The 20,651-nt window shown below is 72.6% G+C and carries 15 protein-coding genes, 1 tRNA gene and 3 pseudogenes; 10 read left to right on the top strand and 9 right to left on the bottom strand.

Translation table 11 applies throughout. The features are described from left to right. Positions 1-14: 14 nt before the first annotated feature. Entirely contained in the window at positions 15-872 is an 858-nt protein-coding gene (locus ACFV6X_RS17855; protein WP_385384249.1) for an alpha/beta fold hydrolase, read from the bottom strand. A gap of 473 nt (positions 873-1,345) precedes the next feature. On the opposite strand from ACFV6X_RS17855, the gene ACFV6X_RS17850 reads away from it, so the two are divergent. From ACFV6X_RS17850 to ACFV6X_RS17835, 4 genes and pseudogenes are all read left to right on the top strand, one after another. Further along, positions 1,346-2,083 (top strand): flavodoxin family protein, encoded by a 738-nt coding sequence (locus ACFV6X_RS17850; protein WP_385384246.1) that lies wholly within the window; start codon positions 1,346-1,348, stop codon positions 2,081-2,083. A 115-nt stretch (positions 2,084-2,198) separates the two neighbouring features. Further along, positions 2,199-2,768: a DM13 domain-containing protein gene (locus ACFV6X_RS17845; protein WP_385384243.1), complete on the top strand. Its 570-nt coding sequence runs from the start codon at positions 2,199-2,201 to the stop codon at positions 2,766-2,768. A 173-nt stretch (positions 2,769-2,941) separates the two neighbouring features. Continuing rightward, positions 2,942-4,291: an L-seryl-tRNA(Sec) selenium transferase gene (selA, locus tag ACFV6X_RS17840; protein ID WP_385384491.1), complete on the top strand. Its 1,350-nt coding sequence runs from the start codon at positions 2,942-2,944 to the stop codon at positions 4,289-4,291. 5 nt (positions 4,292-4,296) lie between these two features. Further along, a pseudogene (locus ACFV6X_RS17835) lies at positions 4,297-4,824 on the top strand (GTP-binding protein); the annotation flags it as partial. Between the two features lie 186 nt (positions 4,825-5,010). Here ACFV6X_RS17835 and ACFV6X_RS17830 read toward each other — a convergent pair. Next, positions 5,011-5,607, bottom strand: coding sequence for a hypothetical protein (locus ACFV6X_RS17830; RefSeq protein WP_385384241.1), 597 nt, complete (start codon positions 5,605-5,607; stop codon positions 5,011-5,013). Here ACFV6X_RS17830 and ACFV6X_RS17825 point away from each other — a divergent pair. Next, positions 5,503-6,093, top strand: a pseudogene (locus ACFV6X_RS17825) (SelB C-terminal domain-containing protein); the annotation flags it as partial. The gene ACFV6X_RS17830 and the pseudogene ACFV6X_RS17825 overlap by 105 nt on opposite strands. Before the next feature lie 35 nt (positions 6,094-6,128). Here ACFV6X_RS17825 and ACFV6X_RS17820 read toward each other — a convergent pair. Beyond that, positions 6,129-6,221 (bottom strand) — tRNA-Sec (locus ACFV6X_RS17820). Between the two features lie 52 nt (positions 6,222-6,273). Between ACFV6X_RS17820 and selD the strand changes: the two genes are divergently transcribed. Then, positions 6,274-7,296 carry a selenide, water dikinase SelD gene (gene selD / locus ACFV6X_RS17815; RefSeq protein WP_385384238.1) on the top strand — a complete coding sequence of 341 codons (1,023 nt, stop codon included), beginning with the start codon at positions 6,274-6,276 and terminating at the stop codon, positions 7,294-7,296. 58 nt (positions 7,297-7,354) lie between these two features. On the opposite strand, the gene fdh is transcribed toward selD, so the two are convergent. The 6 genes from fdh to ACFV6X_RS17785 all read right to left on the bottom strand — a co-directional run bounded on the left by fdh (position 7,355) and on the right by ACFV6X_RS17785 (position 15,161). Next, complete coding sequence (fdh, locus tag ACFV6X_RS17810) at positions 7,355-10,615, bottom strand: formate dehydrogenase (RefSeq protein WP_385384235.1); 3,261 nt, start codon at positions 10,613-10,615, stop codon at positions 7,355-7,357. 152 nt (positions 10,616-10,767) lie between these two features. Then, positions 10,768-11,808, bottom strand: coding sequence for an NrfD/PsrC family molybdoenzyme membrane anchor subunit (nrfD, locus tag ACFV6X_RS17805; protein ID WP_385384488.1), 1,041 nt, complete (start codon positions 11,806-11,808; stop codon positions 10,768-10,770). A gap of 20 nt (positions 11,809-11,828) precedes the next feature. After that, positions 11,829-12,749, bottom strand: a complete 921-nt coding sequence (locus tag ACFV6X_RS17800; RefSeq protein WP_385384485.1) for a 4Fe-4S dicluster domain-containing protein — start codon at positions 12,747-12,749, stop codon at positions 11,829-11,831. A gap of 349 nt (positions 12,750-13,098) precedes the next feature. After that, a complete protein-coding gene (locus ACFV6X_RS17795) occupies positions 13,099-14,070 on the bottom strand; it encodes an SDR family NAD(P)-dependent oxidoreductase (RefSeq protein WP_385384232.1) in 972 nt (323 codons plus the stop codon). Positions 14,071-14,373: 303 nt separating this feature from the next. Further along, positions 14,374-14,529 (bottom strand): hypothetical protein, encoded by a 156-nt coding sequence (locus ACFV6X_RS17790; RefSeq protein ID WP_385384229.1) that lies wholly within the window; start codon positions 14,527-14,529, stop codon positions 14,374-14,376. A 170-nt stretch (positions 14,530-14,699) separates the two neighbouring features. Then, positions 14,700-15,161: an MSMEG_6728 family protein gene (locus ACFV6X_RS17785; RefSeq protein ID WP_385384226.1), complete on the bottom strand. Its 462-nt coding sequence runs from the start codon at positions 15,159-15,161 to the stop codon at positions 14,700-14,702. 199 nt (positions 15,162-15,360) lie between these two features. On the opposite strand from ACFV6X_RS17785, the pseudogene ACFV6X_RS17780 reads away from it, so the two are divergent. From ACFV6X_RS17780 to ACFV6X_RS17765, 4 genes and pseudogenes are all read left to right on the top strand, one after another. Then, positions 15,361-15,590: pseudogene (locus ACFV6X_RS17780) on the top strand (NAD(P)H dehydrogenase); the annotation flags it as partial. A 145-nt stretch (positions 15,591-15,735) separates the two neighbouring features. After that, a complete protein-coding gene (locus tag ACFV6X_RS17775) occupies positions 15,736-17,220 on the top strand; it encodes a SpoIIE family protein phosphatase (RefSeq protein ID WP_385384223.1) in 1,485 nt (494 codons plus the stop codon). A gap of 319 nt (positions 17,221-17,539) precedes the next feature. Beyond that, positions 17,540-18,064: a hypothetical protein gene (locus ACFV6X_RS17770; RefSeq protein ID WP_385384220.1), complete on the top strand. Its 525-nt coding sequence runs from the start codon at positions 17,540-17,542 to the stop codon at positions 18,062-18,064. A 396-nt stretch (positions 18,065-18,460) separates the two neighbouring features. Beyond that, entirely contained in the window at positions 18,461-20,593 is a 2,133-nt protein-coding gene (locus ACFV6X_RS17765) for a hypothetical protein (protein ID WP_385384217.1), read from the top strand. Positions 20,594-20,651 lie beyond the last annotated feature (58 nt).

Genomic DNA, 20,651 nt, shown 5'->3' with positions numbered 1-20,651 from the left:
CGCCGTGCTCCCGCCTACCGGGGGGTGAGCGCGGCGAGTTCCCCCAGCACCCGGGCCGCCGGTGCCGGGTCGATCAGCCACTTCAGGTGGCTTCCTTCGAGGGTGCGGACGTCGTACGGGTTGTCCGGGGTCAGCGCGTCGCCCTCGCGGATCAGCCGGTCCTGGAGGGAGAGCGGCAGACTCGCGTCGTCGGCCAGACGCACGTACGTCCTCGGGACACGGCCCCAGGTCGCCGCCAACGCCCGGTCGTCGCGGGTGCCGACGTCGAGGTTCTCGTCGGGCTGGAAGGTGTTCAGGAAGGTCAGCAACTCCTCGTCGGTGCCGTCGGCGAGGAAGGCAGCCTTGAACGCCGCGAGGGCGTCCGGGTCGCTCGTGCGGAAGTTGACGCGCAGCAGGCCCAGTTCCGCCGGGTTCCCGGCCATCGCCAGACCCAGGGAAGCGGCGTCGACCGTGGCCATCTCCGGTTCGGCGTAGTAGTCGCCGACGGTCAGGTCGACCGGGCACCAGGCCGCGACGTAGACGATGCGGTCGATCAGGTCCGGCCGGGCGTTGGCCGCGGCAGTGGCGGTGACACCGCCCCGGCTGTGCGAGACCAGGATCACCGGCCCGTTCTCCTTGGCCCGTTCCAGGATCCCGATCAGGTGCGCGGCGTTGTCGGCGAGCGTGACGCCCTTGATCGGGCCGGGCGCCGTGGCGAGGCCTTCGAGATCCTGCGGCGCCTGATAGGCGCGCGGGTAGCCGGCCCCGAATCCGTGGCCGGGGAGGTCGACGGCGACGGAACGGTGCCCGAGCAGGCCGAGTTCGGCCTGGAGCGGCGCGAAGGAGAAGGAGTTCGCGAAGGCTCCGTGTACCAGGACGAAAGTCGGCTGCATCTGTGAACTCACTCTCTGATCCCCCGATGGTCCCCGGGCACCCTAAGCAGTGAAAGATCACCGGTGCAACCGGTACAGCGGTTCCGCTTGCGCCTCGACGGCCGCGCCGGAACCGGGCCACCGTACGCGAGGTCCCGGCGTCCGCCGCCCCGAGGTGGTGCCGCCCGCGGCCGCTTCCTGAAACGGGCGGCACCACCGGATCCCGGGGCCCGGGATCCGCGCGGCCGGTCCGCGCGACTCCGTGACGCGACCACGTCAGGGCGATCCCCTCGTACCGCGGGCCGAACCCACCATGTCACGACGCCGTAAGACGCCAGGTGCTCGCAGGGTGTGAGCGCCCGACGGGGCCGTCAGGTCCTCCCGGAAACCACCATGTGCCGGTGCGTCGCAGTGGGACAGTGCGCGACTTCCGCGAGACGCTGCCGTGGGCACCCCGCCCCTCACCCCTTCCGCTCTCCTCCCCGGAGTTCGCCATGGCAGCACCGTCCGCCCCGTCCACTGGGGACGGTCACCGCTTCGACGACCTGCGTGCGCTCTTCATCAACTGCACGCTGAAGCCGTCCCCCCAGCTCAGCCACACCCAGGGCCTGATCGACAAGAGCCGGGCCGTGATGGACTCGGTGGGGGTGACCACGGGACTCGTCCGCGCGGTCGACCACGACATCGCGCCGGGCGTCTACCCGGACATGACCGAACACGGCTTCGCCACCGACGCCTGGCCGGCGTTGTACGAGCAGGTGCTGGCCGCCGACATCCTCGTGCTGGCCGGGCCCATCTGGCTGGGCGACAACAGCTCGGTCACCAAGAAGGTCGTCGAGCGGCTGTACAGCTGCTCCAGCCTGCTGAACTCCCAGGGCCAGTACGCCTACTACGGACGCGTCGGCGGATGTCTGATCACCGGCAACGAGGACGGCGTCAAGCACTGCGCCATGAACGTCCTCTACAGCCTCCAGCACCTCGGGTACACCATCCCGCCGCAGGCCGACGCGGGCTGGATCGGCGCGGCGGGGCCCGGGCCCTCGTACCTGGACCCCGGCTCCGGCGGCCCGGAGAACGACTTCACCAACCGCAACACCGTCTTCATGACCTGGAACCTGATGCACCTGGCGGTGATGCTCAAACGGGCCGGGGGCATCCCGGCCCACGGCAACCAGCGCTCGGAGTGGGACGCCGGCTGCCGACCCGGGGCGGACAACCCCGAGCACCGCTGAGCGGCCGCGGCACGGGTGCGGCGTAAGCATTTCGTCATCGGCTCCGTGGTACGGACGGCCGCCCGCTTCCGTTGAATGGGAGGGCAACAGGCGAACCCCAGGAGATGAGGCGGAGATGGTGCGCGTGCGCAAGGTACTGACCCGGCCGTTGGTCGTCGCGGTGTTGGTGGTGGCGGTCGGCGGAGTCGGCTTCGGGCTGTACTGGTTCCAGCCGTGGAAGCTCTGGCAGGACACGACCGTCGACGAGGCCCTGCCGGGGGTCGTGACCTCCGTGCCTTCTGCCGCAGCACCCCCGGAAGGGTCTCGCGGACGGCCCTCACCGGCCGCCGGTCCGCGGACGCTGGCGAGCGGGGAGCTGATCAGCCACGAGCACCAGACGTCCGGCACGGCGAAGCTCGTACGGCTGGCGGACGGATCGCACGTCCTGCGGCTGGAGAACCTCGCGACCAGCAGCGGGCCGGACCTGCGCGTCTGGCTGACCGACGCGCCGGTGAAGCAGGGACTGGCCGGGTGGCGCGTCTTCGACGACGGGAGGTACGTCAGCCTCGGCGCGCTCAAGGGCAACAAGGGAAGCCAGAACTACGCTCTTCCCCGGGACGTTGATCCGGCGGGCTACAGCAGCGTGAGCATCTGGTGCGACCGCTTCGACGTCTCGTTCGGCGCCGCCGAGCTGGCTCGCGCGTGACAATGTCCAGTAGACCGTGTCGGCAGCCACGGCCGGGCGTGTCGTGACGCCGGCACGGGGCAGTGGGAGACGATGGGCGCTCCCCCGGCAGCCCTGAGATCGAGCGGAGAGGGAGGGGCCGCGTGGACCAGCGTGCGGCGGCTACCCCAGTCGGCAGCGCGAACGACACCGGCGTGTCCGGGCCCGGCACGGCCGGCTCACGCCCGGGTCGTGACACGGCGGACGTGCGGCGGCGGATTCCCCGTACGGACGCGCTGATGCGGGACGCGCGCCTGTCGGAGGCGGCCGGCCGGCTGGGGGCCGGCGCGGTCAAGGCGGCCGTCCGGCGGGCCCAGGCGCAGGCGCGGGACGGCTTTGTCGCGCCGGAGGACGTGGCGGACACGGCGGTCGCCCTGCTGCCGTCCACGGCCGGCGGGCTGCGGCCGGTCGTCAACGCGACCGGCGTGGTGCTGCACACCAACCTCGGCCGGGCGTCGCTGTCCGCGGCGGCCCGCCGGGCGGTGCAGGAGGCCGCCGGACCGACGGACGTCGAACTGGACCTGCACACCGGTGTGCGCGCCCGCCGCGGCCGGACGGCCCTTGCCGCGCTGCGCGAGCGGGTGCCGTCGGCCGCCGCCGTGCACGTCGTGAACAACGGGGCCGCCGCCCTCGTCCTGGTGGCGACCGCGCTCGCCGCCGGCAGGGAGATCGTCATCAGCCGGGGGGAGATGGTGGAGATCGGGGACGGTTTCCGCCTGCCGGACCTGCTGGTGTCCACCGGAGCCCGGCTGCGCGAGGTGGGCACCACCAACCGCACCACCGTCGCCGACTACGCCGCAGCGATCGGCCCGGAGACGGCCTTCGTGCTGAAGGTGCACCCCTCCAACTTCCGCATCACCGGGTTCACCCGAGCCGCCGACGCCGGGCAACTGACGGATCTCGGCGTCCCGGTGATCGCCGACATCGGCTCCGGACTGCTCGGCCCGCACCCCCTGCTGCCGGACGAGCCCGACGCAGAGTCCCAGCTGCGGGCCGGGGCGTCGCTCGTCACCGCGAGCGGCGACAAACTGCTCGGCGGACCGCAGTGCGGACTGCTCCTCGGGGACGAGGAGCTGGTACGGAGCGTGTCCCGGCATCCGCTCGCCCGTGCGTTGCGCGTCGACAAGCTGACCCTGGCCGCCTTGGAGGCCACGCTGACCGGGCCGGAAACGCCGACAGCCGCCGCGCTGGGCGCCACTCCGGCGGCCCTCGTCGACCGGGCCGAGCGGCTCGCCTCGGCCCTCGGCGCCGACGGCATCGCCGTCCGGGCCGTCGCGAGCACCGCGACGGTGGGCGGTGGGGGTGCGCCCGGGGTGACGCTGCCCAGCGCCGCACTGTCGCTGCCCGAACGGTACGCGGCCGCACTGCGGACCGGTCCGGTCCCCGTGGTCGGGCGGCTGGAGGCCGGCCGCTGTCTGCTCGACCTGCGGGCGGTGCCGCCGGAGGACGACGAGAGGCTGGCCGCGGCTGTGCGGTCGGTCACGGAACCGGCCGCGGAAGGGTAGCCGGCATGCGGGTACTGGCCACCGCCGGGCACGTCGACCACGGCAAGTCCGCCCTGGTGCGGGCGCTGACCGGGATGGAACCCGACCGCTTCGAGGAGGAGCGGCGCCGGGGGCTCACGCTCGACCTCGGGTTCGTGTGGACCCGGCTCACCCCGGACGACACGGGCGCCACCGCCGACACGGGCGCCACCGCCGGCTCGGGCGGCTCCACCGGGGAACCCATCGCCTTCGTGGACGTACCCGGACACGAACGGTTCGTCGCCACCATGCTGGCCGGCGTCGGGCCCGTGCCCGCCGTGCTGTTCGTGGTCGCCGCCGACCAGGGCTGGCAGCCGCAGTCGCAGGAGCACCTGGAGATCCTGGACGCCCTCGGAGTACGGCACGCCGTGCTCGCGGTGAGCCGCAGCGACCTGGCCGACCCCGAGCCCGTCCGCGCGGACGCCGTCGAACGCATGGCCGCCACCTCCCTCGGCCTGGTGGCGTCCGTCGCCGTGAGCGCGGTGACCGGCGCCGGATTGGACCGACTGCGGCAGGAGCTGGTCCGGTTGGGCCGCGCGCTGCCCGTCCCGTCCGCCGACGCGGACGTACGGCTGTGGCTGGACCGGGCCTTCACCGTGCGCGGTCACGGCACGGTCGTCACCGGCACCCTGGGCGCGGGCACCCTCCGCGTCGGCGACCGGCTGGTGGCGGGGGACGGCACGACCGCGCTCCGGGTGCGCTCACTGCAGTGCCTGCACGAGGACGTCTCCGCCGTCAGCGGGGTGGCGCGCGTGGCGGTCAACGTGCACGGCGCAGCCGAGGGCGTGCTGAACCGCGGCCAGGTGCTGCTGACCCCGGACCGCTGGCTGCTCACCGACCTGATCGACGTGCGGGTCTGCGGAGCGCCGGTCGACGACCTGCCCCGGACGCTCACCCTCCACATCGGCGCCGCCGCGGTGCCGGTGACCGTCCGCCCGTTCGGCCCGGACACGGCCAGGCTGACCCTGACCCGCGCGCTTCCCCTGCGGGTGGGCGACCGCGCCGTGCTGCGCGAACCGGGCGGTCGGCGCCCGCCGTGCGGGACGACCGTCCTGGACGTACGACCGCCCCGGCTCACCCGGCGCGGGGCCGCCCGGGCCAGGGCGGCCGTACTGGCGGACATGACCGGCCGGCCGGACGGCGCGGCGGAGCTGCGGCGGCGAAGGCTCGTCCGTGGCTCCGAGCTCGCGGCGATGGGGGTGCCCGCCCCCGCCGCGCCGGTCGTCGGTGACTGGCTGGCCGACGCGGGACACTGGGCGGCACTGCGGGACCGCCTGGAGGCCGAGGTCGAACGCCATGCCGCCGAGCACCCGCTGGAGCCCGGCCTGCCCACCGAGGCGGCCCGCCGGCTGCTCGGCCTGCCGGACCGGTCCCTCGTCGACGCGCTCGCCGGGACATCGGGGAACCTGCGCGGCGGCCGGGGGCGGTTGTACGCACCCGGAGACCCCGGGCCCACGCTGCCGCCGCAGGTCCAGGCGGCCTTCGAGGCCCTACGGGGAGAGCTGGGGCGAACCCCGTTCCGCGCCCCGGAGGCGGGCCGGCTGGCCGAACTGGGGCTCACGCGCAAGACCCTCGCGGCAGCGGTCGCGGCGGGCGCGCTGCTGCGGGTCGGTGACGGGATCGTGCTGCTGCCGGACGCCGACGCCCGCGCGGCCGCCGTACTGCGCCGGCTGCCGCAGCCGTTCACCCTCAGCGAGGCCCGGCGAGCACTCGACACCACACGCCGGGTGGCCGTACCGCTGCTGGAGTTCCTGGACGCCCGGGGGTACACGGAACGCGTGGACGATCAGCGCCGGCGTTGCCGTGCGGACGCGGAGAGCGGAGGCGGACGGGAATCGAACCCGCCTGCCCGAGATCCTCGGACACCTCGGTTTTGAAGACCGGGAGGGCCACCAGGCACCCACACGCCTCCATCGCCCGCCCAGGCTACCGGAGGGCCAGACCAACGACCCGGAGGACCCGGCATGACCACCACACATGAAACTCCCGTGCGGCTCACACAGTTCGCCCACGGCGGCGGCTGTGCCTGCAAGATCCCGCCCGGCGAGCTGGAGGACGTACTCAGCGGGCTGACCCGGCCGGCGACCGCGAGCGACGGCACGCTCCTGGTCGGGCTGGCCACCGGGGACGACGCGGCCGTCGTCACCCTGCCCGCCGAAGGCGGTGCCTCGACCCGGGCGGTGGTGTCCACGGCGGACTTCTTCACGCCCGTCGTGGACGACCCGTACGACTGGGGACGCATCGCCGCGGCCAACGCGCTCTCCGACGTGTACGCGATGGGCGGCCGTCCGCTCGTCGCCGTCAATCTCCTGGCGTGGCCGCGCGACGTGCTGCCGTTCGACCTGGCCCGCGAGGTGCTGCGCGGCGGGCTCGACATCGCCACCGAGGCCGGCTGCCATGTGGGGGGCGGGCACAGCGTGGACGACCCCGAGCCCAAGTACGGCATGGCCGTCACCGGCCTGGCCGATCCGGCGCGCCTGCTGCGCAACGACGCGGGCCGGCCGGGCATGCCGCTGTCGCTGACCAAGCCCCTCGGGCTGGGCGTGCTGAACAACCGTCACAAGGCCACCGGCGAGTGGTTCGAGCAGGCGGTGGCCACGATGGTGGCGCTCAACCGCGACGCGTCTGTCGCCGCCCTGGAGGGCGGCGCGACCTGCGCCACCGACGTCACCGGCTTCGGCTTCCTCGGTCACCTGCACAAGCTGGCCCGCGCGTCGGGCGTGACCGCCGTGGTCGACACCGCGGCCGTGCCGTACCTCGACGGGGCGTGGGAGGCGGCCCGGGACGGCTACGTCAGCGGCGGCACCCGGCGGAACCTGGAGTGGGTCGCGCCGTTCACGGACTTCGGGCACGCGGACGACGACACCCGGCTGCTCCTGGCCGACGCGCAGACCTCGGGCGGGCTGCTGGTCGCGGGGGAGGTGCCCGGAGCCCCGGTGGTGGGAGAACTCGTCCCGCTCCGGGAACACTCGGTCGTCCTTACCTGAGGACGAGCTGAGCGCCTGAACAGAGCACCTGAACAGGCCGGACGAGGTCCGGAGCCGGTCAGAGCTCCGTGCCCGTCCGGTCGTCGATCCCGGCCCGGGCCCGGTACTCGCGCACCAGCCGCACGGCGGCCGGGCCCCTGGGCCGGCGCCCCGGCCGGATGTCGACGGCGAACGCCTTGGTCTCCTGGATGTGGGTGTTCGGATCGAGGGCCATGTGCAGCAACTCGTTGGCGGCGTCCCCGGTGCTGTAGCCGCTCGTACCCCAGTGGTAGGGCAGGCCGACCTGGTGCAGGGGACGCCCGTGCACGGTCAGGGGCGGCACCCGGTCCGTGACCAGCACGCGTGCCTCGATCACGCCCCGGGCGCTGACGATCGTCGCCCAGCCGGTGTGCTCCAGGCCGCGCTCGGCGGCCAGTTCGGGGGAGACCTCGCAGAAGAACTCCGGCTGCAGCTCGGCCAGATACGGCTGCCAGCGGGACATGCCGCCCGCGGTGTGGTGTTCGGTGAGCCGATAGGTCGTGGCCACGAACGGGTACACGTCCGAGCCGGGCTCACCGCCGCTGGGCTGGTAGCGGTTGTCCGGGTGCGGCGGCAGCAGATGCCGTACCGGGTTGCGCTGCCGGCCGTACAGCAGGTTCGGGAACGGCGAGTCCTGCGGCTCGTAGTGCGCGGGCAACGGGCCGTCGGTGAGGCCGGACGGTACGTACAGCCAGGCCTTGCCGTCGCCCTGCATGATGAACGGGTCGGTGCCCGAGAGGGCCTCGGGCCCGGTCGCGTCGTCCGGCGGCCGGTGGTCGGGGGACTTGTCCTTCTTGAAGTCGGCGACGTCGTGGCCGGTCCACTCGCCCCGTTCCGCGTCCCACCACACCAGTGCCTTGCGCTCGCTCCACGGCCTGCCGTCCGGATCGGCCGAGGCGCGGTTGTACAGGATGCGCCGGTTGGCGGGCCAGGCCCAGCCCCACTCGTTCGCCACCCAGTTCTGCTGTTCACCCGGCTTGCGGCGGGCGGCCTGGTTGACGCCGTCGGCGTAGACACCGCAGTAGATCCAGCAGCCGCAGGCCGTGGAGCCGTCGTCGCTCAGCTCCTCGTACGAGGCCAACGGGTTGCCCTCGGCGTCATGGCCGTTGATCTCGGCGAGGACCGCCTCGGCTTCCGGCTCGGCGATCTCGCCCTTCGTCGGGTAGTCCCAGGTGAGGTCCAGCACGGGCCGGTCCATGGCGTCGGTGGAGGCGGCGAGCTTCCGCCGGATGATCCGCCCGAGGTGGTAGGTGAACCACAGGTCGCTGCGCGCCTCGCCGGGCGGTTCGACGGCCTGGTGGTGCCACTGCAGCAGGCGCTGGGTGTTGGTGAAGGTGCCGTCCTTCTCGGTGTGCGCGGCGGCCGGCAGGAAGAACACCTCGGTGCGGATGTCCTCGGTGCGCAGCTCACCCGTCTCGATCTCCGGGCCGTCCTGCCACCAGGTGGCCGACTCGATGAGGGAGAAGTCCCGTACGACGAGCCAGTCCAGGTTGGCCATGCCCAGGCGCTGCATCTTCCCGTCGGCGGATCCCACCGAGGGGTTCTCGCCCATCAGGAAGTAGCCCTTGCAGGTGCCGTCCAGCTGCGCCATGACCGTCTCGTAGGTGGAGTGGGAGCCGGTCAGGCGCGGCAGGTAGTCGAAGCAGAAGTCGTTGTCGGCGGTCGCGGCCTCACCCCAGTACGCCTTGAGCAGGCTGACCAGATACGACCGCATGTTGCCCCAGTAGCCCTTACGGGCCGCGTCGGCCCGCACGAAGGTGTCCAGGTCCTGCTGGTGGTGGGCGTGCGGCATCGGGATGTAGCCGGGCAGCAGGTTGAACAGCGTCGGGATGTCCGTCGACCCCTGGATGGAGGCGTGCCCGCGCAGGGCGAGGATGCCACCGCCGGGCCGGCCGATGTTGCCCAGCAGGCTCTGCAGCACGGCGGCCCCGCGGATGTACTGGACGCCCACGGTGTGCTGCGTCCAGCCGACCGCGTAGGCGAAGGCGGTGGTGCGGTCCCGTCCGGAGTTCTCGGTGACCAGCTCGCACACCTGGCGGAACAGGTGCTGTGGGACGCCGCAGATCGCCTCGACCATCTCGGGGGTGTAGCGGGCGTAGTGACGCTTGAGGACCTGGAAGACGCAGCGCGGATGGGTGAGCGTCTCGTCGCGTTCGGGTGCGCCCTCGCCCACGTCGGCGCCGCCCGAGCCGTGGGCCTCGCCGCGCGCCGCCTCCGTCACCGCGCTGCTGTCGCCGGTGCGCTCGGCGAACTCCTGGTCCCGCTCGCCCGAGGCCGCCTGGAACTCCGCACCGGCGTACTGCCAGCTGCTGTTGTCGTAGCTGCGGGTCTCGGGGTCGAGGCCGGAGAAGACACCGTCGAGGTCCTCGGTGTCGCGGAAGTCCTCGCGCAGGACGACGGGGCCGTTGGTGTAGGCCACCACGTAGTCATGGAAGTACTTGTCGTTGTCCAGGACGTATTTGATGATCCCGCCGAGGAAGGCGATGTCCGAGCCCGCGCGCAGCGGCACGTGGACGTCGGCCAGCGCGCTGGTCCGGGTGAAGCGCGGGTCGACGTGGATCACCTTCGCGCCCCGGGCCTTCGCCTCCATCACCCACTGGAACCCGACCGGATGGCACTCGGCCATGTTCGAGCCCTGGATGACGATGCAGTCGGAGTTCTGCAGGTCCTGCTGGAAGGTGGTCGCGCCGCCGCGGCCGAACGAGGTTCCCAGACTGGGAACGGTGGAGGAGTGTCAAATGCGCGCCTGGTTCTCGATCTGGACAGCTCCCAGGGCGGTGAACAACTTCTTGATGAGGTAGTTCTCCTCGTTGTCCAGCGTGGCCCCGCCCAGGCTGGCGATGCCGAGCGTGCGCCGGGTGCGGGTCTCGTCGACCTCCCACTGCCAGCCTGCCCGGCGGGCCTCGATGACCCGGTCCGCGATCATGTCCATGGCCGTGTCGAGGTCGAGGCGTTCCCACGCGGTGCCGTGCGGACGCCGGTAGAGGACGTGGTGCTCGCGGGCGCTTCCGGTGGTCAGCTGGAGGCTGGCCGAGCCCTTGGGACACAGGCGCCCGCGGGAGATGGGGGAGTCGGGGTCGCCCTCGATCTGCGTGACCCGCCCGTCCTGGACGTACACGTTCTGCCCGCAGCCCACGGCGCAGTACGGGCAGATCGACTTCACCACGCGGTCCGCCGACGCCACCCGGGGTGTGAGCCGGGCGCTGGTGCCGCTCTTGGCGGCGGCCCCGCGGCCCAGGGGGTCCGTCCCCTTGAGCTGGCGGTAGACCGGCCAGGAGTCGATCCATGTGCGCACGCCCATGTCGTCCGCCCTCCTCTCTCGCACGCCCTCTGCCGCTTCGTCCTTCGCGCCCTCTGCTGCCGATTTTCCCGCAGGCGGGCGGGCACGGCATCCGCGGCAGGGGGCGGAGTACCCGGGAGCCCCACGCCGAAACGGGGGCCCTCGAGCCGCGGTCAGTGGCCGTCGGACCGTGCCCGCGCCTCCAGCCGCTCCCGCTGCGGTACGACGGTGTACTTCGGGTCCTCCGCAGAGGCCACGCCGGCGTGGAACACACCGGACCGCAGAGCTGCCGAACCGGCCAGCAGAGCCGCCCCCGCCACCATGGCCGGCAGCCGGGCCCGCCCGCTCGCCCGGCCCCGGCTGTCCGCGTACGCCGCCAGCGCCGCACCGCCCGCCGTGAGCACCTCCGCCGCACGCAACTGCCAGTGCTGCTTTCCCTGTTCGTACGGCTCGGCGGCCAGTCCCATGCGCCGCTTCATCAGCCGGAAGGCACCCAGTTCCAGCCCCGCGCCGAGCACCGCCAGCCGGCGCGCGGGCCCGGTCTCCCGGAACGGCGCGCAGACCAGGGCGAGCCCGGCGGCGGCGGTGGCGGCCGAACCCGCGAAGACGAACGGCATCTCGCGGTGACCCTCGTGCCACGACGGCACCGCCGTGTCGGACAACAGCACAGCGGTGTACGTGGCGACGGCCGGGCCGAGCGCCGCCGCGCCGCCCGTGGCGGCGGCCCCGACGATCCGGTAGCGGCCGGCGACATCGGTGGCTGCGGCGGCGAACGTGAGCGGTGCGTAGCCCGCCAGCAGCCACGAACCCAGGTTCATGGGCGAGGTGGGCTTGAAGACGCGGAGCATGTGGAGGAACCGGGCGGGACGCCCCAGGTCGTGCACGAGCGCCGCCAGGGACAGCGAGATCGCTCCGGACGCGCCCAGTTTCGCCGCACGGGCCAGCCCCGGGCGGCCCGTGGCCTGGCCACCGGCGGCCAGCAGCGAGGACGCCCCGGCGAGTCCGCCGAGGTAGAGGTAGCCCGCGATGTCCAGCGGCTTCCACGTCGGCTTGTTCAGGATCGGTTTGCCGTAGTACGAGGAGAACTTCGCGTCGGGCACCATCGCCTGCTCGCCACGCCTACGGCGCCGCCGCCCGGCCTGGGCCCCGGTGAGGGCGTCGCGTCCCGGGCGTGCGCCTTCCATCCCGTTCCGGGTGACGTCGGACCCGCTCATCGGCCTCCTGAGGAAACGGCTCATCGCGGCCTCCTGGCGAAACTGGCGACGGCCAGCGCGGCGAGCGACGCCGCGGCCGCCCCGGCGTGCCGCCACATGGCGGGCAGATCCCGGGTGGTGACGACGGGGTCGGGCGGCAGCCCGTAGACCTCCGGTTCGTCCAACAGCAGGAAGAACGCGCCGTCGCCTCCGACGCCGTCCCGCGGGTCCTCGCCGTACAGGCGCGCGTCCGTGACGCCGGCCGCGTGCAGCTGCGTGACCCGGGCCGCCGCCCGCTCCCGCAGTTCCTCCAGGGGGCCGAACTGGATGGAGTCGGTGGGGCACGCCTTCGCGCAGGCCGGTTCCATGCCGACACCGAGGCGGTCGTAGCACATGGTGCACTTCCAGGCGCGGCCGTCGTCGGGGCGCTGGTCGATGACGCCGTACGGGCAGGCCGGAATGCAGTAGCCGCAGCCGTTGCAGATGTCCTCCTGGACGACCACCGTGCCGAACTCGGTGCGGAACAGCGACCCGGTCGGGCACACGTCGAGGCAGGCCGCGTGCGTGCAGTGCTTGCAGACGTCGGAGGACATCAGCCAGCGCAGTTCGGTACGCCCGTCGGGTCCGACAGAAGAGACGGGGGAGGGGGAGACGCCCAGGTTCCCGGCGGCTGTGAAGACGTCGACGTCCTCGTGGCCGATGCCCGGTTCCTGCCCGCCCAGCGGCTTGCGCTGCTCGATGAAGGCCACGTGCCGCCAGGTGCTGGCGCCGAGCCCCTGGGTGTTGTCGTAGGACATGCCGGTCAGTTCCAGGCCGTCCTCCGGGATGGCGTTCCACTCCTTGCACGCCACCTCGCAGGCCTTGCAGCCGATGCACACGGAACTGTCGGTGAAGAAGCCCACGCGCGGTGGATGATCGGTGTACCCGGCCGCCCCCACCACATCGGCCTGCGGACCGGACATCCGGCCGCCGTGAGTCGCACCCTCGCCTGTCCCCGCCGTGCGGGCGGTGCTGTCGTCCGTCATGCCCGGGACCTCCTCGTTCACGACTCGTCGGCCTCCTGTGGCTGAACGCGTTCCCGAGGTGGTGCTCACGGAAGCGGCGTCACACCTGCGTCTCGTGTGCCCCCGACGGTGACTCGTCACGCACGCGGTGGCCGCGCGTCCTCGACACCGCCGACCGGGCAGTCCTACCTCCAGAAGACCTCGATGCCGCGCTGCCCGCAGCCCGGGCACGCCCGTTCGGCGGCATCGCGGTCCGCGACGGCAGGGCGGCCGCCGTCGCCGCGCCGCACCTGCGACGGCGGCCGCCTCAGGCCGCGAACGCGTCCACGCCGGTCAGCTCGGCGGACAGCGCCCACAGGCGGGCGGCCTGCTCAGGGTCCGCGGCCCACTCCTTGACCCCCACCCGGGAGCCGTCCGCCGGGGCGGGCTCGGCGATGTCGCAGTCCTCCAGGTAGACGCCGCCCATGCCGTTCAGCTGGGGGGAGGTCGCCGCCCACACCTGCGTGGCCGCGCCCTGCTGCGGAGTCTTGAACGCCTCGGGGTGCAGCGGCTTGCCGTCGTCGTCGATCCAGCCCCGCTCGACCATCTCCTGCTTCGGCAGATGCCGCTGGAGCGGGGTGAGGATGCCACCGGGGTGCAGCGAGAAGGCCCGCACGCCCCGATCCCGGCCGAGCCGGTCGAGATGCACGGCGAACAGCGCGTTCGCCGTCTTCGCCTGGCCGTACGCCTCCCACTTGTCGTAGTCGTGCCGCCAGTGGACGTCGTCCCAGCGGACGGGCGAGCGGTGGTGACCGGCCGAGGAGACCGCGACGACGCGGGCGCCGCCCGGCTCGATCGCCGGCCAGAGGCGGTTGACGAGGGCGAAGTGGCCCAGGTGGTTGGTGGCGAACTGGGCCTCCCAGCCCGGCCCCACCCGGGTCTCGGGGCAGGCCATGACCGCCGCGCTGTCGATGACGACGTCCAGGGTCCGGCCCGAGGCGAGGAACCGCTCGGCGAAGGCGCGCACGCTGTCCAGGTCGGCGAGGTCCAGTTCGTCCACCTCGACACCGTCGATCCCGGCCAGGTTCTCCCGCGCCGCGCCGACCCGGCGGGCCGGGACGACGACCCGGGCGCCGGCCTTCGCCAGCGCGCGCGTGGTCTCGACGCCGATGCCCGAGTAGCCGCCGGTCACCAGGGCGAGCCGGCCCGTGAGGTCGATGTCCGCGAGGACGTCGTCGGCGGTGCTCCTGGCGCCGAAACCCGAGCCGAGCTCGTGCTGGGGTGTTGTGCTGTCGCTCATGACCGCACGCTACGAATTCGAGTGCCCTCGAAGTCAAGCGCGGCCCGCGGTCGTGGTTCGGACAGGCCTCGAACGAGGCGGCAGGGGCGACCGGACGGGCCCTGGGAACATCCGTCGACGCCAGGTGGTTGAAGGGATTGTGGTGGTGAAGGGAACAGTGGCCCCGTGCCTCACCCATCGCCCGCGAGGAAGATCGTTCGGCTGAAGCCTCGCGGAGCATTCGCCGCGGAGGCGACCGCCCTTCACGACCACGTCTGTGTACAGCCCCGGCCGGTGGCCTCGCCGACCGGGGCTGCTTCGCGTTCAGGGGCGGCGGACCTTCCTCGTGGGTGGCGCGCTGATCGTCGTCACCACCTGGCCCGTCCTCGCGCTGGTCCTCGGGCACGCCATGGTCTGCGCACCGCTGCCCGCGCTGTACTGCGAGTGCCGGTGGATGGTGATCGGCTTCGTGATCCTCACGACGCTGATCGCGATGGGCGCGATCGCACTTCGCCTCCGACCTCCGCGCCATGGAACTCGACGAGATCGGTGTCGCCGCCGCCCGGAAACCCACCGACCGGGCAGCGGCCGTCTCGACCGCACGCTGAGCGCTCGCCGGCCCACGGTCCGCCGGCCGCCGCGTCACCGCCCTACCGGTCGGACTGTGGCCACACGTAGGGCAGATCGTCCGGTACGCCGGGGAACGCGTCCGCGTACGACGCCGGGTCCTTGCGCACGAGCGCGGAGCGGTGACTGAGGTGAAAGGCGGCGTCGCCCAGCCAGGGCGGGAGTTCCCCGGCGGCCGCGAGAGCGGACTGGTCGCGCACCTGGGCGCCCGGACGCTCCGCGCCGAATCCGGCGACCAGCGAGGCGGCACAGCTGTCCTGGTGCCCCTGCTCGCGCCACACCCGGCAGACCTCCAGCCCGTACCGGACCAGCGCCTCCTCGTACCCGTTCCACATGCGCACGGCCGGGTGCCTGCGCCAGCCGTACCCCGGAACGGTCAGGCCCCGCAGCACCTGGAGCGCCTCGACCCGCTGCTTACCCAGGCGGCGACGGTCGAGCAGCAGCGCGGAGCGCCGGAAGTCCGGATCGGGCAGGAACGTCTGCATGAGCGTCGTCCTGAGGCGGGGAGGGGGCGGGGTGCGCCGCCGCCTGAGGCGGCCGCGCTCATTTCGGGCGGCGGGCACTACCCATTTTCACGCAGCGGTGCCTGCACTGCCCGGGTCATCGGGGTGTGGCTCCGGTTCCGTGACGACAGCGCCCGCACGGCCTCCGCGGCGCGGATCCGGTTACCTCGGCCGGCTCCGCGGCTTCACGTCCTCCGCCACGCCGCACGCCGGTCAGAAGACGACACTTCAGGCGCTCGGCACGCCCGTCCACCACTTCGGAGGCGTCGTGGTCCCCCCGGCTTCACCGACCCGATCAAGTTCGTGGACGGCAACCCCTACGGCACCTCGCACGTGGACGGTGGTCGCCCGTCAGGCCTCCTGCGGCGCAGACGGCACCTGCACCTTCCGGCGCGGCGCCCCCTGCCGTGAGGCACGGCCATCGCCTCGCCCCCGGAGCGCACGGCTGGCGTGCGCTCCCTGGTGGCGGCGAGGGACGATGGAGTGGCCGTAGTGGGGGGAGTCGGCCCGTGGTCCGGTCCGGCAGGCCGATCGGAGGCCGAAAGGAGCCTGGGGTATGGGTGCAACCGAACCCCTCCGGGGTCGTCCCGGCACGTCGGGTGTGGTTGCGGCCGGGACGGGTGGCCTGCTGGACGTGCTGAACGTGGCCGCCGTCCTTCTGGATTCCCACGGCAGGATCGATCTCTGGAGCCCCCAGGCCGAGACCCTCTTCGGCTACAGCGCCGAGGAGGCCTTGGGGCGGTACGCCGGCCAGCTGCTGATCGACGAGGAGGACCTGGAGACAGTGCTGGGGCTGTTCGCCCAGGTCATGGACGACGGCGAGAGCTGGGCCGGGGTCTTCCCCATCCGGCACAAGGACGGCAGCAGGCGCCTCGTGGAGTTCCGCAACATGCGGCTGCTGGACGAGCGGCGTGACTACTACGCGCTGGGGCTGGCCGCGGACCAGGCGACGCTGGAACAGGTGGAGCGCAACCTCTCCTTGTCCGACCAGCTGGTGTCCCAGTCGCCCATCGGACTGGCCATGCTGGACACCGACCTCCGGTACATTTCCGTCAATCCCGCGGAGGAACGGATGAACGGCGTGCCGGCCACGCAGCATGTCGGTCGGCACGTCAGCGAGGTGCTGCCCTTCCTGGACCAGTCCTTCGAGGGGTCCATGCGCGCGGTGCTGGCCACCGGGATTCCGATCCTGGACCAGTACACCGTGGGCCGTACGGCGGCCGACCCGGACAACGATCACGCCTGGTCGGTCTCGTTCTACCGGCTGGAAGCCCCCAACGGGACGGTACTGGGGGTGGCCACCTCCAGCGTGGACGTCACCGACCGGCACCGCGCCGTCGAGGAGCAACGCCGCACCGCCCTCACCCTCCAGCGCAGCCTCCTGCCGCACCCCCCTCCGCAGCGCCCCGGTCTCGACGTCGCCTACCGCTACCGTCCCGCGCAGGCCACCGTCGAGATCGGCGGCGACTGGTTCGACGTCATTCCCCTGGCCGGGGACAAGACCGCACTGGTCGTCGGCGACGTCATGGGCAGCGGCGTCACGGCCGCGGCGGCCATGGGACAGCTACGCACCGCCACGAGGACCCTGGCCGACCTCGATCTGCCGCCCGACCAGGTCCTGCATCACCTCGACCACATCACCGACGATCTCGAAACCCTCGCGACCTGCGTCTATGCCGTCTTCGACCCCGGCACGGCGCAATGCCACGTCTCCCTCGCCGGGCATCTGCCACCCGCACTCCTGCACGCGGACGGCGCCTGCGAGCTCCTCGACCTGCCCACCGGCGCGCCCCTGGGCGGCTGCGGCATTCGCTTCGACTCCACATCCTTCGACTTCGGGCCGGGTGACCAGCTCGTCCTCTACACCGACGGCCTCGTCGAGCGGCGTGACCAGCCGATCGACGCCTGCCTGGCCGTGCTCCTCGCCGTCCTGGACGACCCCACCCGCCCGCTGGACACCACCTGCGACCAGCTCCTGCGCATTCTGCGAGCCGGAGGGGACCACGACGACGTGGCCCTGCTCATCGCCCGGGCTGGTTGAGCGGCACCAGCGGCAAGGCCGGAAACCGCACAACTGACCGAGATCAACCGGCGTGCACCAGCCGCGTCCCGCCCTCCGGACCCGCCGACGCGATCGGTACGCGCCAATAGCGCCACCGCCACGCCGGCGCACCTCCGCCCGCCCTCCCGGTTCCCGGCCCTCCCCGCACCTACCGCGGAGTGCGCGTATACGACCCGCGTCCCCTCGTCACACTTCCCCCGCACCACATTCACGTGAAGCACACTTTCGGTCGTCCCTCGATCACGGTCGCCGTGCGGGGGCAGACGCCGGGTCGCCTCCGTGCCTAGCCTCCCTGGCCATGCGATCACCTTTGACGAGACGCCTGGGTCTCACCACCGTCCTCGCCCTTGTCCTCGCCGTGTTCGGCCTGGCCCCCGCCGCGAGCGCCGACCCGGCCCCCGCCGAGCTGTCGTTCACCACCGATGCCGCCACCACCACGCCGGGCGGCACCGTGAACGTGTCGATGACGCTCACGAACAACAAGACGTACGACATCTGGTTCGTCCACCAGACGATCGACCCCACCTGGCTGACCACCCAGCGTCCGGACCTGAAGTACTCCTTCACCGGCTGCACCCTCACCGCGCCGAGCGGCACCAGTTCCTGTTCCGGCACCGGCCCCGCCAACCTGGGCGCCAACTACGGCGCCACCATCCCGCCCGGCCAGAGCCGTACCGTGACGCTGACGCTGCAGGTCGCCCCGGACTCCGGCTGCAACGGGAACATCGGCTTCTACTCGTACTTCTACGCCGAGTTCAGCGACACCACGAGCCTCAGCGGCGGCCCGGTCCACACGCCCGAGACGCGCGTCCTCTGCGCCTGACGCCCATGCCGGGCAGGGCGCGGTGACCAGAAACCGGTCCATGGTCGTCCGGCGGACACTTCCCTGCCGATGACAGCCCCACCGGCGGCCCCCCAGGGGCCGCCGGTGGCTTGCATTCGCCCTCCCACCTGGGAAGTCGGCCCCCAAGGCGCGGTCCGCCGACGCGTGTGACGGGGCGGCGGATCCCCGAGCCGAGCCGAGCCGGTGTCTGTCGTCCACCTGCTTTTTTCCGTCAGGTTTCGCAGCGGAACCACAAAAGCTTCACAGGTGCCCCACCATTTGACGCGACGGAAGCGTGAACGACCGGTCTCTGAGGGGGAAGCCGGCGGCACGCAAGGGGGTGCGTCCGCTTCGCGGAGCAGTACTCACCCCTGCCCTGGGAGGGGACAGCACCGCATGAAGCGGACTTTTCGCACCACGCTGCTGACGACGGGCGCGCTGATAGCCGCCCTCTGTGTGCCGGCCATGGCCGCACCGGCCGACGCCGCGGACGCCCGCGTCGATCTGCGGGTGCTCGTCGTGAGCGACGGCGGCCCGGCCACCGACGCCATCGCGGCCGAACTGGACGCGTCCGGAACGCCGTACACGGAGATCGATCTCACGCGCACCGACCGGCCCGTGATCGACGCGGCCTACCTCGCCGACGCCGTGGACGGCCGGGACCGCGCCAAGTACCAGGCAGTGGTGCTGCCCAACGACAACCCGTTCCCGGCGAACTCCCCGGAGATGGCCGCGCTCGCGGCCTACGAGCGGACCTACGACATCCCGCAGGTCGACGCGTACACGTACGCGCGCCCCGAAGCGGGCCTCCAGTACCCGGTGTTCGGCGGCTACTCCGGCAGCGTCGACGGGGTGCGCGCGCAGGTCACCGACGCCGGCCGGTCGGGGCCGTTCGGCTACCTCGACGGGGGCGTGCCGTTCGAGGACAACTCGCCGACCGTGGGTGAGAGTTACGCCTACCTGTCCACGCCGGCGGCCGGCGCCGACTTCACCCCGTACGTCGAGGCGACCATCCCGGGAAGCAGCAAGCGCGGCTCGCTGGTGGGCGAGTACCGGCACGACGGGCGGCGCGAACTCGTCGTGACCTTCGTCTACAACCAGTACCAGCAGCAGTTCCGGCTGCTCGCCCGCGGCATCGTCGCGTGGATGACCGACGGGGTCCACCTGGGCGCCTCCCGGAACTACTTCGCCGTGCACGTCGACGACGTCTTCGCGGCGGACGACCGCTGGAACTCCACGCTCAACTGCACGCCCGGCGACGTGGACTGCACGGACCCGAACGCCACGCCCGACCCGATCCGCATGGTCCCCGCGGACGTCGACCACGCCGTCGCCTGGCAGCGCGAGCGCGGCTTCACCCTCGACTTCGCGTACAACGGCGCCGGCAGCGTCGACCACCGCGAGGACAACGACGGCGCCGACCCGCTGGCCGACAGGCTCCTCACCGAACGCGGCGAGTTCCGCTGGATCAACCACACCTACACACACGCCTTCCTCGGCTGCCGGCAGGACACCGGCGTGGTCCCGTGGCGGTGCGCCACCAACACCGACGGATCCATCAAGTGGGTCAGTCGCAACGACGTCTCCGACGAGATCGCCGGCAACCGCGCGTGGGGGCGGCTCGCCGGACTGCCCTTGGACGACGACGAGTTGGTCACCGGTGAGCACTCCGGACTGCGGGTCCTGCCGCAGCAGGCGGCGGACAACCCCAACCTCGCGCCCGCCCTGGCCGACAACGGCATCGACTGGCTGGCCTCGGACAACTCCCGCGAGCCAGAGCAGCGGCGGGTCGGGGCCGCCACCACCGTTCCCCGCTACCCGATGAACGTCTTCTACAACGCGGGCCGGGCGGCCGAGCAGGTCGACGAGTACAACTGGATCTACACCAGCCGCGCACAGGGCGGCAGCGGCATCTGCGAGGACAACCCGGCCACCACCACTTGCCTGCCCGCCCCGCTCGACCTCGCCACCGGCTACGCCGAGCACATCGTGCCGCTGGAACGGCAGATCGCCCTCGGCCACGTCCTCGCCAACGACCCCAAGCCGCACTTCATCCACCAGTCGAACCTCGCCGAGGACCGCATCGCCTACCCGGTCCTCGACGGCGTGCTCGACACCTACGACACGCTCTTCACGCAGAACACCCCGCTGGTGAACCTGCGGATGGCGGACATCGGAACCGAACTCCAGCGCCGCGCCGCCTGGCGCACCGCCGTACGGGACGGACAGGTCACCGCCTACCGGATCGGCACCACCGTCACCGTCGAGGGCCCGGAGGGCGTGGCCGTCCCCGCCACGATGCCCGAGGGCACCACGCGGGCCGGCTCCGCCTTCGGTGAGGCCTACGCGGGCGACCGATCCGGATGGACCGCCTCCGCGGACGCGCCGCTCACCCTCACCCTGCCCGCGTCCGCCACCACTTCCACGGCCCCCGACCCGGGCGGCTCCGCACCGGCCGGCGAATCGGCACCGGACACCCGCGTGCCCGAGGGCGTCGCCGAACCTCTTACCCCCGGCGCGGGGAGCTGACCGGACCACCGGCAGTGAGGCCCGGCCGCCCGTCGGCGGCCGGGACGGCACGACCACC

Source organism: Streptomyces sp. NPDC059861 (genome assembly GCF_042731435.1).
GTDB lineage: Bacteria > Actinomycetota > Actinomycetes > Streptomycetales > Streptomycetaceae > Streptomyces.
Note: the sequence above shows the minus strand (reverse complement) of the source record. Positions and strands in the feature narration are given on the sequence as shown.